Annotated in this window: 15 protein-coding genes and 1 pseudogene; 10 read left to right on the top strand and 6 right to left on the bottom strand. The window is 39.1% G+C overall.

Annotation, left to right across the window (positions count from 1 at the left end):
* Positions 1-68 precede the first annotated feature (68 nt).
* A complete protein-coding gene (locus HRT50_RS13235) occupies positions 69-860 on the bottom strand; it encodes a transposase (RefSeq protein ID WP_291615274.1) in 792 nt (263 codons plus the stop codon).
* Between the two features lie 326 nt (positions 861-1,186).
* Between HRT50_RS13235 and HRT50_RS13230 the strand changes: the two genes are divergently transcribed.
* The 7 genes from HRT50_RS13230 to HRT50_RS13200 all read left to right on the top strand — a co-directional run bounded on the left by HRT50_RS13230 (position 1,187) and on the right by HRT50_RS13200 (position 5,369).
* Positions 1,187-1,558, top strand: coding sequence for a hypothetical protein (locus HRT50_RS13230; protein WP_291615273.1), 372 nt, complete (start codon positions 1,187-1,189; stop codon positions 1,556-1,558).
* A gap of 9 nt (positions 1,559-1,567) precedes the next feature.
* On the top strand, positions 1,568-1,939 hold the full coding sequence (locus tag HRT50_RS13225; RefSeq protein WP_291615272.1) for a hypothetical protein: 372 nt from the start codon (positions 1,568-1,570) through the stop codon (positions 1,937-1,939).
* Between the two features lie 129 nt (positions 1,940-2,068).
* Positions 2,069-2,554, top strand: a complete 486-nt coding sequence (locus HRT50_RS13220; protein ID WP_291615271.1) for a hypothetical protein — start codon at positions 2,069-2,071, stop codon at positions 2,552-2,554.
* A 118-nt stretch (positions 2,555-2,672) separates the two neighbouring features.
* Complete coding sequence (locus tag HRT50_RS13215) at positions 2,673-3,098, top strand: hypothetical protein (RefSeq protein WP_291615270.1); 426 nt, start codon at positions 2,673-2,675, stop codon at positions 3,096-3,098.
* 123 nt (positions 3,099-3,221) lie between these two features.
* The gene (locus tag HRT50_RS13210; protein WP_291615269.1) at positions 3,222-3,770 is read left to right on the top strand and encodes a dienelactone hydrolase family protein; all 549 of its coding nucleotides are present in this window, start codon (positions 3,222-3,224) and stop codon (positions 3,768-3,770) included.
* A 355-nt stretch (positions 3,771-4,125) separates the two neighbouring features.
* Positions 4,126-4,587 carry a GNAT family N-acetyltransferase gene (locus HRT50_RS13205; protein ID WP_291615268.1) on the top strand — a complete coding sequence of 154 codons (462 nt, stop codon included), beginning with the start codon at positions 4,126-4,128 and terminating at the stop codon, positions 4,585-4,587.
* A 221-nt stretch (positions 4,588-4,808) separates the two neighbouring features.
* The gene (locus HRT50_RS13200) at positions 4,809-5,369 is read left to right on the top strand and encodes a DinB family protein (RefSeq protein WP_291615267.1); all 561 of its coding nucleotides are present in this window, start codon (positions 4,809-4,811) and stop codon (positions 5,367-5,369) included.
* A 45-nt stretch (positions 5,370-5,414) separates the two neighbouring features.
* Here the strand turns inward: HRT50_RS13200 and HRT50_RS13195 are convergent, their stop codons facing one another.
* Positions 5,415-5,654: an RNA-binding protein gene (locus tag HRT50_RS13195; protein WP_291615266.1), complete on the bottom strand. Its 240-nt coding sequence runs from the start codon at positions 5,652-5,654 to the stop codon at positions 5,415-5,417.
* A gap of 154 nt (positions 5,655-5,808) precedes the next feature.
* Between HRT50_RS13195 and HRT50_RS13190 the strand changes: the two genes are divergently transcribed.
* From HRT50_RS13190 to HRT50_RS13180, 3 genes are all read left to right on the top strand, one after another.
* Positions 5,809-6,372: a dihydrofolate reductase family protein gene (locus HRT50_RS13190; protein ID WP_291615265.1), complete on the top strand. Its 564-nt coding sequence runs from the start codon at positions 5,809-5,811 to the stop codon at positions 6,370-6,372.
* 74 nt (positions 6,373-6,446) lie between these two features.
* Positions 6,447-6,869, top strand: a complete 423-nt coding sequence (locus HRT50_RS13185) for a VanZ family protein (RefSeq protein WP_291615264.1) — start codon at positions 6,447-6,449, stop codon at positions 6,867-6,869.
* Positions 6,870-6,922: 53 nt separating this feature from the next.
* Complete coding sequence (locus HRT50_RS13180) at positions 6,923-7,273, top strand: 5-carboxymethyl-2-hydroxymuconate isomerase (protein WP_291615263.1); 351 nt, start codon at positions 6,923-6,925, stop codon at positions 7,271-7,273.
* Positions 7,274-7,421: 148 nt separating this feature from the next.
* On the opposite strand, the gene HRT50_RS13175 is transcribed toward HRT50_RS13180, so the two are convergent.
* From HRT50_RS13175 to HRT50_RS13160, 4 genes and pseudogenes are all read right to left on the bottom strand, one after another.
* Positions 7,422-7,805, bottom strand: coding sequence for a hypothetical protein (locus tag HRT50_RS13175; RefSeq protein ID WP_291615262.1), 384 nt, complete (start codon positions 7,803-7,805; stop codon positions 7,422-7,424).
* Positions 7,806-7,834: 29 nt separating this feature from the next.
* Positions 7,835-9,433 carry a PfaD family polyunsaturated fatty acid/polyketide biosynthesis protein gene (locus HRT50_RS13170; RefSeq protein ID WP_291615261.1) on the bottom strand — a complete coding sequence of 533 codons (1,599 nt, stop codon included), beginning with the start codon at positions 9,431-9,433 and terminating at the stop codon, positions 7,835-7,837.
* Between the two features lie 193 nt (positions 9,434-9,626).
* Positions 9,627-15,686 carry a beta-ketoacyl synthase N-terminal-like domain-containing protein gene (locus tag HRT50_RS13165; RefSeq protein ID WP_291615260.1) on the bottom strand — a complete coding sequence of 2,020 codons (6,060 nt, stop codon included), beginning with the start codon at positions 15,684-15,686 and terminating at the stop codon, positions 9,627-9,629.
* A gap of 17 nt (positions 15,687-15,703) precedes the next feature.
* A pseudogene (locus HRT50_RS13160) lies at positions 15,704-16,205 on the bottom strand (PfaB family protein); the annotation flags it as partial.

Below are 16,205 nucleotides of genomic sequence, written 5' to 3'. Positions count from 1 at the left end.
GCCCTGCACCAGGAAGGCTATCAAAAATCACTTTATCCTGTTGCGCTTTATAGGCTTGCTTTATCACTTTATCTAGCGATTCTTCCCTTTAGCAACACTTTGAATTGTGCAATGAGCACGCCAACTAAGAGTTGATTTGGCTCTATCACTCCCGTGTCTTCGGTTAATGGCATGGCACTCTTAATACTTAAAACACGCGTATCATTAACATGGGCGTAATGTGAGTTATGGCTATTAAAAAAGTCTAATAGTGTTTGTTTCTTTGCTCTTTTTGCGTGAGCGAGTGATGGCCATTTACTGATAAAATCACAGAAAATGAACGTGTCCTTTTCTTTAAACCATTCAAGTGCTTGCGGGTAGTAATTCTTTAATGTGGCGGTTATCTTATTTGATAAATTCACGCTGTCTTGCACCAAGTTCCGTCGATATTCAACCAACTGTGTGAGTGAACGCATCGCTGGTGACTCGGGTTCAATGACAGTGAGTTTGTCCATATGTAGGGTGAGTATTTCGACTTGTATTAATGCATCAGAGGGGTCATCTTTAGCATTACTTGGCGTAAAAGCTTTACGGTAATTAGCGACGGATGAAGGATTAATGGTAAATAAGGTGAGGTGGTTATATTTGGCTAGTGCATAAATGAGAGGACCTTTCTTTAGTTCGCAGGCCACGGCAATTTGTTGGTTCGGGTAGCGCTGTTTAAGGCTCATAGCCCAGTCATGTAATGCCTCGGGTTTACTGTTTATAATGGCGTAGTGGTATTTTTCAGTGTGGTTGGGGTGTTCACAAATATCATGTTTCGTATCTGCCCAATCAATGCCGATTAATGCAGCGAAATCATTAACGTAATGTGCTTTCATTTTGCAGCTCCTCCGAGTAAAGTTACAGGTGGAATGTGCTTAAATCTCGTTTCTCGCAGGTCTTATAGATAGTCGTGGTAGGCAATCCCTGAGTATGCGTTTTGAAATGAGTTGCTCTGTTGGTTCGAACGTCTTGTTAGAAACATTTAATGTTTGTTACTCAATATTCGTAACCAACAGGAGCATATTCCACTTAAGATAAGAGTAAGTTACTTTGTTATATAAATGGAATGGTCCAACTATAAGTTACTTAAACGGACAAAAAACTGCTAGCTTTTGCTCGTTCCTCGCTAATTTTTTATATTGCTATCCAGTTAAGGTGTACGATGCAACCTGATTTCTCAAAATATACATTAGTTGAATTGTTAGATATTGAAAAACATATCGATAAGGATGCGTACCCTGATAGGTATAAAATTGTTTTTGAACTCATAAAAATTAAAGAAAATGATCCTGATGAAATAGAAGTTATTAAAGTAAGGGAAGAGTCATTCAAAGTTCATCTAAATTTAATTTTTATAGCTATATTTTGGTTATCTGCTTTTTATTATATCTTTACTGGTGAGTTCAAACTTAAATCTTATTCAGCAACATATGAAAGTGAGCCTTTTGGTTTCTTTTGTGGTGTAGGCTTATATATTGGTATGGGGTTATACTTTTATTTAAACTACATAAAGCAATATAAGCTATTAAATTAGGGTCAGATTATGAGTATATTGATAATTGTTTTTGGACTATTAATGCTTTTAGCTGGAATGTCACTCATTACTAATCCTGAAATTATAATCAGGATGCTGAGAGACAATGCTGATAAGCTTTGGTTGCATATAGGTGCTGTTGCAGTACGGCTATTGCTCGGAGCCCTACTTATATATCAGGCTAGTATTTCAAAGTTTCCTGTAACAATGGAAGTCATTGGCTGGATAGCCATTTTCGCAGCAATAATTTTTACTATTATAGGTCGCAATAATTTTAAACGTTTAATATCATGGGCATTCTCATTAGTGGAACCATTTGCTCGTATCGGTGGTGTTCTAGCGATATGCTTTGGCTTTTTCCTAATCTATGCATTTGTATAAAGGCTGCATAACAAGCGCATTAAGACCGGACAGGCAACAGTTGGCTGCGTTTCGCTTCGCCACACAATTTTAGCCAACGATTACTTAGCAGTGAATTAGACGCATTAAACTTTAAAAGGATTAATTAAAGTGCTACATACCTTAGAGACAAAACAACTCAAACCAGAGTTATCAAAACCCTTAAATAAACTCGTATTATTGACCTTTTTACTGGTGATTTCTTATTTTGGATATGAAAAGTATGTATTTCATAAAGCTGAGCAAACAGAAACCACGGTGCTGATTTTATCCCCTCAAGTTAATGATATTTATTTTTTAGACTTCAGATCACTCAGTGATAAATTACAACGAAAAAACAAATATAAATTAGCTAAAATTGTACGTGTTAGTGATGATAACGTAGCCATAGTTTATGGAAGGGTTTTCTATCAATGGCAATATTCAGTGGTAAATAGCATTCAGTATGGTGATTTAAGTAATGATGATTATTTTATGCTACTACCCGAATATATTCCCTTTAGTAAAATTAAAGAAATGAGGGGTAATGGCGCTATTTATTTAGTTAAACGACCTATGCAAAATAAACTCTATGGTAATTTTGTAATGTCCGAATAAACTAACCAATGGCTATACTGTCATAAAATCCCCCTATGCCCAGTGAGTTTTGGTACATAAGGTGTTTAATTGGCTTTAAATATAGTGCAAAATAACAAGACAATTAAACGAGGATCACATGAGACTACTACTAATATTATCGATGTTTGCATCATCAGTATTTGCATCAAAGTTTGACATAGACACTTATTCGACCTCGATTGAATTTGCACAGGTTACCCATGTTGTCGCTACTCAACGGTCTAGTGGTAATTGGTGTTTTGATACTTCAATTAGACACAATGACCAAGGCTGGGAACATTACGCCGATAGGTGGGAGGTTCTCGACTTAGCGGGTAATCAACTCGGATACAGATCACTTGGTCACCCTCACGATAATGAGCAACCATTTACTCGCAGTCGGTGTAAAATCAAAATACCCGCAGAAATATCTAAGGTAGTCGTTAGAGCTAAATGTAACAAGCATGGTTTTGGCGGCAAACCAATAGTCGTTGATTTAACTATTAGTAAGGGTGAAGGATATTTAGTTAGTCGGAAAAATTAAAAGTTCATCAAACGACAACAACTTCAAACGTAAACTTACAGCGGCTTGTTTTACTCCGGTCTTGCACAACTTAGCTAGACAGTAATTTTCCGCTTATTTTAGTACTAACTGACAAAGAGTTTTATGAGCATAATTTTAGTTTCAGATATTTTTGGTGTCACTCCTGCTTTTTTAGCAATTGCGAATAAACTAGGAGCCAGTACCATTGTTGACCCATACGAAGGTCAAGTTATGGGCTTTCAAAATGAAGCCGATGCCTACTCATATTTTATTAAAAATGTTGGCCTTGATAGCTACCTTGCTATTTTATCAAAGGTGGTAGAGTCACTTGAGCATCAAGTAACGCTAATAGGTTTTAGTGTCGGTGCTGCAGCTATTTGGAGGCTGTCACAAAGTAATAGCAATAATACTATTAAACAAGCTGTATGCTATTACGGCGCACAAATCAGAAACTTCACACTAATAGAACCACGCTTTAAGATAGACTTGGTTTTCCCGGCCAGTGAACCTCATTTTGATGTTATGGAGTTACAAAATAGCCTTGTTAGCAAAGATAATGTCAAAATTAAACAAGTTAAATACTTACATGGCTTTATGAATTGCCATTCAAGTAATTTTAGTGAAAATGGCTATACGGAACATATTGAACTTTTGTCCTCCACTGTTTGGTAACAAGTCACTAAAACGAACTTTGTAGTTCCCTTTTTAGTTCCAAATAAACAGGGTGCTAGGGAGTGATGTAAATTTTTAGCTTAGGCTAGGGTCTGTTTATCTTTCAGGGTTAAAATTTATTCAATTTAAAACGGGCTTAATCGCGGCGCGAGCTTTGTATCATAGTCATTCTATTAAAAAAGCGAGCAACAATGGGTAAGTTCATTTTAAATGAACCCAAAGGGCAGCACTTGTTTGAAATTTATACTGCGTTATCGTATGTTCATGTAGCCAGCTACACTTCACATGCTCTGCCTTGCCTAAATATCAAACCTGTTGCTGTAAAAGTAACCTCGAAAGGTCAACAAACCCTAATATGATAAAAAAACTTAATAATTCGAATGAAGACGTTGCTAATAAAATTTTCACCCTTTTTCAAAATTCTTATAAAATTGAAGCTGAACTTATCGGTGCTGTTGTTTTTCCGCCATTGTTGCGAAGCGCTAAAGATATAGAAAATTCAACAACACTTTTTTATGGTTTTAGTGAGAATGATTGCCTCGCGGCAATTATAGAGATTGTTATAGAAGATAAACACCTAGATATTAATAGTTTAACTGTTAACCCAAATTATTTTAAGAAAGGTATCGCAAGTAAATTAATAAGCTATGTGCTAGGCATAACTGATTTTTCAAAAGCCATTGTGGAAACTGCGGTGGTAAATATACCCGCAATAAATTTATACAAGAAACATGGCTTTGTTGAATTTAAAAAGTGGACTCCATCACATGGTATTGAAAAAATAGCCATGTCGGTTGAATATCCTCTGTGTAGTTGATCACTAGATAATACTTGCAGTCCAATACATGGTTATTGCTTGTTAACAGTCTATCAAATGAGGAGTCAGCTGCTAATCGAACTGCTGACTAACAAGTCTTTGCTTACAGCTAGAACTTGAGCCTCACATTACCCGAAACGGTTTAACAATCAGGTTGAAACATGGGTGATATTATCCACCCATGTAGTTAAATAATTGCTTATATTACTAAGGAGTGTCAATTGAGTTTAGTTAAAAATTTCAGCATGATGTCGTTGTATAACCAGCGCATGAACATTCAATTAATGGTGCATTGTCAGCGTTTATCCGCTGATGTTCTCGTAAAAGAAACCCATTCATTTTTTCCAAATATCATCAGCTATTGGAATCACATCCTTTTTGGTGATCTGATTTTAATAGGACGTTTAGCGGCTAATAAAATAGCCGAACTTTCATTGCAAGATTTATCTGCTTTCCCCTCCCCTAAATCACCCTACGATATTTATCAGAATAATTTGGCCGACATTGCTTTGTTAAGAGCGCGGCTTGATGAATTAATAGTGCGTTATTGTCAAAATTTAACCGATGATGATTGTGACAAATATATTACCTATACCACCACTGAAGGTGACTCGATAAGCAAAGCAGTAGCTGACGTAACACAACATCTCTTTAACCATCAAGCGCATCACCGAGGACAATTAACCTGTGTGTTAAGTCAGTTTGGTATCGATTATGGTTGTATGGATTTGCCTGTGATTGTGTTTGAGGGTAGTCGCACAAAAAAGCCAGCATTAACTTAATGCTGGCTTGGGTTGTACTTTAGAATTGAGCTTGATATTTGAGCTCTAGCTTTGAGCGATTTTAACTCTAATTTTATTATTGGCAACTCTGCTTTCATGTAAAGCAGACAGTGCCGCTGCTGCTTCCTTTTCATTAGGCATTTCTACAAAGGCAAAGCCTTTTGATTTAGCTGTTGCTTGATCTAAAACTAAGTTACATTCATTAACTGAGCCATGTTCAGAAAATAAAATACGGATTTCTTGTTCAGTGGTTGAACGGGAAAGGTTACGAACTAAAAGTTTCATAATGCGCCATGTGGTATGTGATTTCGAACTCAATTATCTCATAGTTTACCGCAGACTAAGTAACTTTATTTATCCCCCCCCTCAAAGAGAAGCTAGCCGGTGCTGATGGCTTCTTTAGGGAAGAAGGTAACAATGACTAAGAGAAGTAAGTTTTATGAAATGTTCAGTCTATATAGCAACAAGTGCTGATGGTTATATAGCAAGCCCTGATGGCGGCGTTGATTGGTTACATAGTGCAGGTAAAAAAGATGCTGACATGAGTATAAATCCTGACATGGGCTTTGCTAAATTTATCAACTCCATTGATTGCATGATCATGGGTCGTAAGTGTATGGAAGTGATTTCCAGCTTTGATCTTTCAGCTGAGCAATGGCCCTATGGTGATATTAAGATTTATGCCTTGAGTAATTCACTAACCGAGCCGCCGACAAATTTAGCTGGTAAAGTTGAAATGTACGCAGGAGATATTGAAACCTTAGTAAATAAGCTATCAGCGCAAGGGCTAAAACATGCCTACATTGATGGCGGCGCAACTATCACCTCATTTATTAACTTAAAGCTTATTAATGAAATGACCATTACTAGAGCCCCAATACTACTGGGCGATGGCATACCTTTATTTGGAAAGTTGAACCAGGGTATTATGCTAGAAAACGCTGATTCCGTTACCTTCCCTAATGACTTTATCCAAGTTAAGTACCAAGTTAATTACGCTTAATGCTAGCGTAAATAGCTCAGCTCTTACCTATAAAGTCATCTACCTAAATGTAATCTACCTATGAAGCAAGTTATATGAACCACATTTTAAAGACACTTATTCCCCTTGGTGCAGTCGCTTTCTTCTGCTTTATTCTTTGGGTTATCTATTTAGCAAATACCGGACAAAACAGCGTGTTTTTCCAATTCGTCGCCAGTATTCCTTACGGCGATAAATTAGGCCACTTTTGTTTATTTGGCCTATTAACACTAGCGACAAATCTAGCCTTTAGGTTTAAAGCATTCCAGTTTTATTCAATGAAATTATTTTTGGGCACAATATTGGTGTCTAGTTTTGTCATTATTGAAGAGTTCAGTCAGTACTTTATTCCCAATAGAAGCTTTGATTTAATTGACTTGTCAGCGGACTTTGTTGGCATTGTATTTTTTACTATTGTGACCAGTTATTTATATAAAATGACTTTAAAATCGAAAAAAGCACTAGGTAATGACATTTAACAACGTCCTTAATTCACAGTCTTTACTAACAGCAATAACTAACGGAGAAATAGATGCCTCATTGTATAATTGAGCATTCATCAAAAATAGATAGCAATGCCTTAATCCCTTTAGTTTTTAACGCCAGCCTTGAATCTTCACTTTTTGAGCAAGATGGTAGTGATATTAAAGTACGCGTATTACCTTTCACTCATTATCAAACAGGGGCTTTACAAAGCGCGTCTTCACAAGCGGATTTTATTCATGTCTCGTTGAGAATACTTTCCGGTCGAAATACTGAGCAAAAACTTATGCTGTCAAGATTAGTACTGGAAAGTCTTGCAACACTAAATCTAAAAGGCTGTTCAACCTCAGTTGAAGTGGTTGATATTGATAGGGCGAGTTACTCGAAGATTATTTCGTAAACACTTAAGTTAGGCCTCTTAAATAAAAGCTTTAACTTAAATCGCTTAAATTGAATAGTTGAAAAAGCCACTTAATTACTATCTCTACAGAAGTAAACTAAGTGGCTTTATTATTACTAGCAAAGTGATTATGTAGATGCCAGAACTATTACTTTTCTGCCACAGCAGCAAAGTGGCCGTAATATAGTTTTTTACCTACTAAACGCTCTATTTCAGCTGAACTTGGGTAAGTTGGCCACCTACTCTTACTTGCCTGTACTGCTTGAGCATTTGCCCAAGTTAAGTGCCAACAAACCTCAGTAAGCTCAGGGGTATTTTCTGCGCTACCTTCTTGCTCTATTCCATCTGCTTGACCTTCAGCGTTTTTATTTGCTGTACCTTCAGAGAGGTCAATTTTCGTTGATATTTGATGGGCAAGAATGTTCTTTTGCTCTGCATTAATTTCAGCAAATAATATTTCACTGACTTCAAGCAGACGCTCAAGGTTGCTTTTAGCAACCTCAAACACGGCAATTTCAATACATTGGCTCATATCTATTCCCTTAGCACTTAAACATTCAACTAATCTTCGCTACGATAACTTGCTAGCTCAGTAGTTAAACTAACACCCTGTAACTTCAACTGGTTTACGCGTTGTAAGTAAGCTGCACCTTTAAGCATATGCAAAGCAACATCTACTGCGCCACGACGAGTGTAATCTTCAAGGTATGTACCTTTTACCCAGCTATTAAATGCACCTAAACTTGGACCTGCCCAAATTTGATAATCCATTTCACGGCCTTTTTCACCGGTATTAGACCAACGCGAACTCAAACCTAAGTACCAACGGAAAATTAAGGCCATTTTACGTTTAGGGCTAGATTGTGCACGCGCTAACATATCTGGATCACGCTCTTGGAAAAATGATTCAGTGCCAGCCCAAACTTCATCTAAGTTTGAACGGAATATTTGTTTCTCTATTTTTAAACGCTCTGCTGCAGGAATATCTTCAATAGAGTCATAATTGACATATAACTCGTATAACTTTTTCGCACGCATAGCGAACATTGAGCCACGTTTAACCACTTGTAATTTAACGCCCATTTCGAACATATCAGCTGCAGGCGCCATAGTCACGTCGGCCATTTCTACTTTTGATAATAATTCACGGGTATATTCTGACGCGCCAGCTTCAACACAGGCTTGGTTAACAGAGCCAAGCACTATGTAGGCTGAACCCATATTAAAGGCCGCTAATGCGGCTTCAGGCGTTCCAATACCACCACCTGCACCAACACGTAATGCTGGGCTAAAGTTATATTGTGCTTGCACTTCATCACGCAGCGCTATGATGGTTGGTAATAACGTTAAGAAGGGACGATTGTCGGTATGGCCACCAGAGTCTGCCTCGGCAGTAATATCATCAGCCATAGGCACAAGTTTTGAAAGCTCAGCTTGCTCTTGAGTAACTTTACCTTGAGCAAGTAATTTATCAATTAACTTTTGTGGTGCCGGCTCCATAAAGCGGCGCCCTACTTCGGTACGTGAAACTTTGGCAATCACCTTATTGCCAATATGAACACTACCATCAGCATTTTTACTTAAACCCGCAAGACGATACCAAACAATATGCTCGGTCAAACCCAAATATGCTGAAGCCTCAACAGTTTTAACACCAAGCTTTAAAAAGCGCTCAACCGCGCCACGCTCTAATGCTTCTTCTGCAGGAGCATGAATAAGGTTTACTGCGTAAGGACCGTTAGGTAGTTCTGCTTGAATACGGCGAATAGCATCTTCAACGGCATCAGGTACTAAACCCGCTGCACCAAATGAACATAAAAATCCAGCTTTACCAAGGGCAACTACTAGTTCAACCGAGGCAATACCATTTGCCATAGCACCGCCATGGTAGGCGTATTTAACGCCGTGCTGTTTTTTATAAGCATCATCACCTAAATCTTCAGGATTTAGCTTTTGTGCAAAGGCTAAAACATCTGTTACGCCTGAGGGTGAGGTGGCATTTGCTACGCCAACTTCATTGCTAGATTTTGCTACATATACTGGCTTTGATAAATCCATTAAAGCAGATTTAATTTCAGCACTGTTGCTTTTAACGTTTGTAGCATCAACTTTCCATGCCCAATCAATGGCATTGTTATTATTAAAACTTAAATTCGACATATTTGTTCCTAATTACCTTACTTGTTCTTATTTTTGTAAGATCTATTTTACTGACTAAATAAAGGTATTAATTCTAATAGTTAAACTCGAAGCCAGTTGGTGCTGTAGCGAAGAAGAAACACGGAATTGGTGCCTACCAATGAGTATTTCTGATGCTGCTACAGTGCCAAATGGCAATGAGATTAGCTGTTAGCTAAGCTTCGATGATAGATAATACAATATCTTTCACTTCGTATATTCTTAAACCATCTTTCGATAAATTGGCATCGCCCACTAAACGCACTTCGCCATCCGATTTCACGATATCAGTAATATGCACATCAAGTGACATTTGTTTATTTAATGGCGTAATTTGGCCACGGTATTTCCATTTAACTAAAGTTGCTGGTGCAATGAACCTTGGGTTAGTAAAGCCTTTACCTAAATCATTTTTCAATGCATAGGTTTGCATTAATTCAATAATCGCTTCCACACCTAATGAGCCTGGCATTACCGGATCTTGATGGAAGTGGTAACGGAAGAACCAATCAGTGGCATCGATGGTACGTTCACCATGAACATAAGCGACACCTGCTTTACCGCCACCTTCGACAATAGAAACGGTATCGATAAAGTTCATTTGACCGCCGGCAAGTTTATAATGCGGTTTGCTCACTGGTGCTTTATATAAGGCTAATCCGGTATCGCTTAAGTCAATCACTTCAATGTCTGATTTCGGCGTATTGTTATCAACAAACCAAGGATAAGTGACTTTACCGTTATCTATGCCTAACTGGTTAGTTAATGCATCAGCGCCAAAGTAACCAAATACTGCCGTGCCTTTATAAAATAAATCATGGCTATCAAGTGCTTGTGCTGCTTGGTTGTCATCTTTGACATAAAGCTCAAAGGTGAAGCTTTGAATGATCATACCGCCAGCCATGGTAGTGCTTACCAATACTGATTTATTGACGATAGTTTTACCGCGTAAATCAACTTGTTTGAGCAAGTCACCACTACCATCTAGGTTACGGAAAAATAAATCTTTTTCAGGATAAACTAAGGTAGTGCCCATATAACCAGAGATAAAGCCGTTCGGTTGTAAAGCAATCTCCATGATCAGAGAATATGGCATCCAGTTATCAACGCTGTTTTTAGTAAAGTACCAAGCATCTTCCGGTACATAATACTCAGCAATACAGCTTGATGGTTTTTTCAAATCTAAACGTGTGCCTTGTACTTCAACCACTTGCGTTACTACTTGTAAATCACCACATGGCGTGCGCGGAGGTATACGGCCTTTATAAACGTCAAAGTCAGGACCAAAACATTTTGAGATATTGCCAGTAGCAAATTCAAACATATGCCATGGGGTAAACGGCGCGGTATTCGGCACGCGGTTTTGTCCAGCGACCATAGGTGCTTCAAAATGCTGAATAGGGGTTACACCCTTTTCTTTTGGCGCGCTAAAGTCAGACATAACTTTCATTAATGGACGTTCAATATGTTTGAACGGGTTAATGCCACGTTCATCAAGCTCGACGCTTTCAACACTAGCAGTAGCAATACTATTGATAACTGCGCTATCAGCTTCATTAACAACAACTTGAGCTGCAACTTTACTCACTAAAGCTACGTTTTCAGGCAAGGTAACAGGGTAAGGAGAATTATCATCTTGTTCGGTGATCATCATCGCCAAGTTTTTAAAATCAACCACCACTTTGCCATCTAAAAGAATATCTATATTAGCTTTAAGATATGGGTATGGCTGCATGCCCATTTCAGTAACTTCCATACGGTAAGTCAAAGTATTATGCTGCGGCTGAACTTGACCACGACAACGAACCGTTTGCGACTCACCTGGCATAGGCTGGAAGCGAGCATTATTCATATTGGCGTGCATGCCTAGTGACAACATAAAGAACATCGCCATTTGACCACAACCTTCACTCATTAATGAGCCTGCCATCACTTCATCACCTTTAAAGTGACAAGGGAAGTACCAATGTTCTGGATCTAAGTCTTTCTGACCTTCAACTACGCCTAAGCCCCAATGACCGCCGTTAGCATCAACATTAATGATACGTTCAATCATTAAGAATTTTTCTGATGAGAACTTGATTGATGGGTTACGACCTTGTTGATCATAATCACTGCCAAAACAGCCCGCCACATCACCATTGACTAACTTCATCATGTCATTGTAATCGTATTGATCACGCGGACGATTTAATAAAGGTGTAAATGAGCTTTTAACCGCATTGGCAAATTCAGCTTTGTCTTTGTCGTTATGAATAACACCTTTACCGTCTTTTAATTCGTCGTCAGTAAAGAAGCCCGCACAACCGTTACGCATGATTAGGACTTTTTTATCACCGACATAACAGTCGTAGTGGAAGAAGAATAATAATTGCTCGCCATTACGGGCGTATGAATCAATGTGAATTTCATAACGCAGCGTTTCGCCGCCAAAGGCCATTTCTTCAAGGAAAGTTAACTGACAATCAAGTAAACGATAAACACGGTCACCTTTAGCTTGAAAATCAATACCAATATAAGAAATTAATAATAAATCACATTGGCCTGATTCAACCGAGACTGACCATGGAATTTGACCATCAATTAAAAATGGTGCATCAACAGGAATATCATATTCGGTGCACATGTATGATTTTTTATATTCGTTTACTGTTGCTTCAAGCTCAGTAACACGTGATACCAATAAATAATCTGTGGTCGGTAATCGTACTCGACGTGAGTAGCTATCGATGATTTTATATTCATCACCAAATACTTTAGCGATATCACCTTCAGCAAATTCAACTAAATCAGCGGTATCCCAAATTATATTTTCAGGTTGGCTAAATTGTTCTTTCAGTTGCAGTGGTGGATAGCTGTAACCTGCAGGGCCTTTGATTTTAAAACCGGACTGTTCAGCCCAGTATTTATTTGCCTCAACTAAATCATCCGTTTGTGCATTTGAGCTAACAACCGAAAGCTTAGGTGTATGAGCTATAGGTTTTACTGACTGAGGTGTTGCAGCATACGCAGGTAGGCCAGAACTAACCTTGGCTTGCATTTCTATCAGTTTAGAAATCTGCTGACCTGCTACCTGACGAGTGGTCAAAAAGGCTTGATGGGTGGCAGATTCTTGGAAAATTTCTTTACTTGCTTGATGTTTAACATCAGTACGTACTTGCCTTTTACTTTGGGTATTAGTAGTAGTCTTTTTCACTTGTACTCCAGTAACGACGGTTGATCGTTTTTTGGCTTGAATAGATTGGTTAGCTTGCTGAGCGGTATTAACTAATTTGGGCGCTGAGTCCTGTACGGTCACTGCTGATGTAGCTAACAACTTAGGCTGTAAATTATTTAAGTTAACCCCTTGCTTAACATTCGCTAATGGCTGTTTGGCAAATGCTTGTTTAATACCTGCCATTTCAGCTGATTGCACTTTTTCGATAATGTCATCAAAAATCGCTTTGCCACCTAAAGTAATGGTTTTTATTAACTTAGGGCGTTGCTTTCGTGTTGCTGTAGAGAGGGGTGCGGGAGCGGCTTGATGTGCTTGTTTACTTGAAGAAAGTATCAGATGTGCACAACTTTCATCTTTGCCTAAACCGCTTATAGCTATATGAGAACGGGCAATATGAGATTTAGTTGTTGATTGCGCATCTAAAACTAAAGCAGATTTGACTATACTGGCAACACCTGAGGCATTAAAGGTATGACCGATGTTGCTTTTAACAGAGCTAATAGCTTTACCTGCATATAGTTTTGGTAGTGCTTGCTGCTCTGCAGCATTCTCGTCAATAAAGCCACTGGCATGGGCTTCAACTTGGCTAATATCTGCAGCGCTAAGTCCTGCAAGTGCTAATGATTTATTAGCCGCTTTAATAATAGCCTGTTCATCACAACCGTTGACAAAACTAACGCTGTCGATAGTGGCATAGACGCTGCGCTCTCCAACTTTTGATTCTGGTACTTTTGACTCAGGAATAATAACAAAAGCAGCCGCGCCCTCGCCTACTGACCATTGCTCTTGATTAAGGACATTGCTTGAATTTTGTTGGTCAATAGCTACCTTTCCGAAGTGCTGACGCAAAGTGATGTTTTCTATCGAGCCAGCTAAATCAACTGAAGCAATAATCACCGCATCGATATCCGAAGTTTGGAATAAGTTTTCCGCTAATTCAACACAGCGATAAACAGAGTTTTCTTCTGCCGACAAAGTAATGGCTGGGCCTGAAAAATCCCATAACGCCGAAATACGCGAGGCCATAATATTACCAATAAACGAAGTATATTGATTTAGCTGTGCGGCGTGGGCAACACCGTCTTTGGCAATATTAGTTAACGTTTCACGTTGTTCATCACTTAAGGTCACGCCTTGTTGTAATAAGCTCTCTTCAATTTGTTTACTTAAATTCACTCGACCACGGTATTGATGCAGCTCTAATTCAATACCCATTGCCACTAATACTGCAACATTGCTGCCTTCTTTAAGACCAGCATCTTTAGCAGCATTATCAGCAACCTTCATCATCATCAGTTGCTGTGGAATTAAGCAGTCTTGCTCGTTTGGCGGTACTTTAAAGCGTAGGAAATCAATATCAAAATCTTCAACATAACCGCCTACTGGCGCTTTACTTAAAGACAAGGCATTCATCACTTCGCTGTTCTTTTCAATGCCCTTCCAACGCTTAGCTGGCAACTCTCTAAAGGTATTGCCATTACTCTGAATAAGCGCGTTAAAACTCGCTAAATCTTTAGCGGCACCAAAGTGCGCATCCATACCAATAATCGCTAATGGCTCACGTGCTTTAGGAGAACTAGTTACCGGCGCTAGCGTTTGTGTTGGCTGTTGTAAAACTAAATGGGCATTAGAGCCACCAAAACCAAAAACACTGACACCTGCGGTTCTTGGCTTGCTTACTTTATTTGACTTACCTTTTGAGGAACTTGGCCAATCAATAGTATCCGTCGGCATTTGTGCGCCACCTAAATAGCCTTTTTTCGAAGTTAATGGCTCATTTAAGTTTATGGTCGCAGGAATTTTAGCTTGATTAAGCGCCCAAATCGCCTTGGTCATGCCCGGCATGCCTGCAGCGGTAAGTAAGTGACCTAAGTTAGATTTTACCGAGCCAAGTAGCGGTTTATTGCCATTGCCCTTTCCTTCGGTACGAGGAAAGCGACTAAAAAAAGTATCCATTGAGGCAAGCTCAACGTTATCACCTTTGGGAGTACCCGTGGCATGACATTCAATATAATCAACATCACTTGGATCAACACCGGCATTGTCATAGGCACGTTCGTAAACTAAAACCTGACCTTTGGTATTTGGACTTAAGACGAACTCGCCTTTACCGTCATTAGATAAAGCGCCGCCTTTGATAATAGCGTGAATTTTGTCACCATCACGTACCGCATCACTATGACGTTTAAGCACCATCATGCCAGCGCCTTCACCGGCAAATAAACCTTGTGAATTTTTATCAAACGGGGCGTGAATATTGTTTGCCGGATAAGCTTGGAAAATTGAGAAACCCATATTAACAAACATAGGATCAGCGCCAGAAACCGCGCCAGCTAACATCATATCAGCCTTGCCCGTATGTAAATAATCACAAGCCAGTTTTACTGAATAGCAACTCGAAGCACAAGCAGCGTCAAGAGCGAAATGTGTACCGCCTAAGCCTGCAGCTTTTGCTAGCAGTGCTGCCGGGTAACCAGCAACTAAAGCATTATCCGCATGAACATTGCTTTGGGCAATGTCGGTATCAGAAAAGTGGCTTAACTGGAAATCTTTATCAAGACACGCTTTTAAGGCGTTATCGACCACTTGATGATACAAGGGCATAAATAGGTGGTTAGATGACTTAGTTGGAAACGATAAATTTCCTAAAATAACACCACAGTCTGTAAGTTTATCACTGCCCCAATAACCGGCATCGGTTAATGCTTGTTGAGTAACATAAAGCGCCCATTGGTTTAAATCATCTAATTGATTTAGATAATCTGCCGTTAAGCCATTATTGCTTTGAACAAACGCTGTTGAATCAAAATCAAAATCACGAATATAACCACCGTGCACACAGTAAAATTTATCGGTATCGCCTTTCTTACCAGTGTACTTGGCAGGATCAACACCCATTTGTTCTTTTGTGGCTTTGCTGCGGCAATCTTGTTTCTTCAGTAACTGCTGCCAAAATTCTTCTGGTGCAGAAGATCCTGGGAATAAATTAGCAATACCTACTACGGCAATATTTTCCATACTTTCCTCGAAAAGTTTTATAATTCTTTTTTAGCTTTATTTACGATTATCGAGCCTTTAAATAAGGTTTTGATATCAAGCGTCACGCCATGGCTGATCAACTTAGCCAAAGCTCTTAAATACGTTAACTCGTCACTGGTACCTTTGGCATTTACTGGTACAGCAACGCGGGGTTTACGCCTGGCATCAACTTCTTGAACACCAAAGTCTAAAATTTTATCAGTCCAGCTACACAATGAACGACCCGGTCCCATTTCAATAAATACCCGTGCACCTTTGTCATGCATGGTATTGATCAAACGAGGAAAATCTACTCGGTCACATAAACATTTAGCGACACTGTGGGCGATAGCTTTACTTAGCTGTGGCACAGGTAAATAACACGAACTTGAATACATCTTGGTTTTCAAACGTGGATTTACCGCCATGGTGTATAACTCAACCATGTCTTGGTATTCTTTTTGGGCGGGGGCACTATGAATAGCATTGGCCATATTTAATGCCATGGCGCGCACACCA

The sequence above is a fragment of the Colwellia sp. genome, from assembly GCF_013215345.1.
Lineage (GTDB): Bacteria > Pseudomonadota > Gammaproteobacteria > Enterobacterales > Alteromonadaceae > Colwellia.
Note: the sequence above shows the minus strand (reverse complement) of the source record. Positions and strands in the feature narration are given on the sequence as shown.

What these genes read in the sequence shown, in the direction of transcription:
- HRT50_RS13190 (WP_291615265.1), top strand. Translation starts at nt 5,809, where the DNA reads ATGAAATGTTCAGTCTATATAGCAACAAGTGCTGATGGTTATATAGCA.
- HRT50_RS13170 (WP_291615261.1), bottom strand. Translation starts at nt 9,433, where the DNA reads ATGTCGAATTTAAGTTTTAATAATAACAATGCCATTGATTGGGCATGG.
- HRT50_RS13165 (WP_291615260.1), bottom strand. Translation starts at nt 15,686, where the DNA reads ATGGAAAATATTGCCGTAGTAGGTATTGCTAATTTATTCCCAGGATCT.
- HRT50_RS13225 (WP_291615272.1), top strand. Translation starts at nt 1,568, where the DNA reads ATGAGTATATTGATAATTGTTTTTGGACTATTAATGCTTTTAGCTGGA.
- HRT50_RS13175 (WP_291615262.1), bottom strand. Translation starts at nt 7,805, where the DNA reads ATGAGCCAATGTATTGAAATTGCCGTGTTTGAGGTTGCTAAAAGCAAC.
- HRT50_RS13185 (WP_291615264.1), top strand. Translation starts at nt 6,447, where the DNA reads ATGAACCACATTTTAAAGACACTTATTCCCCTTGGTGCAGTCGCTTTC.
- HRT50_RS13230 (WP_291615273.1), top strand. Translation starts at nt 1,187, where the DNA reads ATGCAACCTGATTTCTCAAAATATACATTAGTTGAATTGTTAGATATT.
- HRT50_RS13215 (WP_291615270.1), top strand. Translation starts at nt 2,673, where the DNA reads ATGAGACTACTACTAATATTATCGATGTTTGCATCATCAGTATTTGCA.
- HRT50_RS13235 (WP_291615274.1), bottom strand. Translation starts at nt 860, where the DNA reads ATGAAAGCACATTACGTTAATGATTTCGCTGCATTAATCGGCATTGAT.
- HRT50_RS13205 (WP_291615268.1), top strand. Translation starts at nt 4,126, where the DNA reads ATGATAAAAAAACTTAATAATTCGAATGAAGACGTTGCTAATAAAATT.
- HRT50_RS13180 (WP_291615263.1), top strand. Translation starts at nt 6,923, where the DNA reads ATGCCTCATTGTATAATTGAGCATTCATCAAAAATAGATAGCAATGCC.
- HRT50_RS13195 (WP_291615266.1), bottom strand. Translation starts at nt 5,654, where the DNA reads ATGAAACTTTTAGTTCGTAACCTTTCCCGTTCAACCACTGAACAAGAA.
- HRT50_RS13210 (WP_291615269.1), top strand. Translation starts at nt 3,222, where the DNA reads ATGAGCATAATTTTAGTTTCAGATATTTTTGGTGTCACTCCTGCTTTT.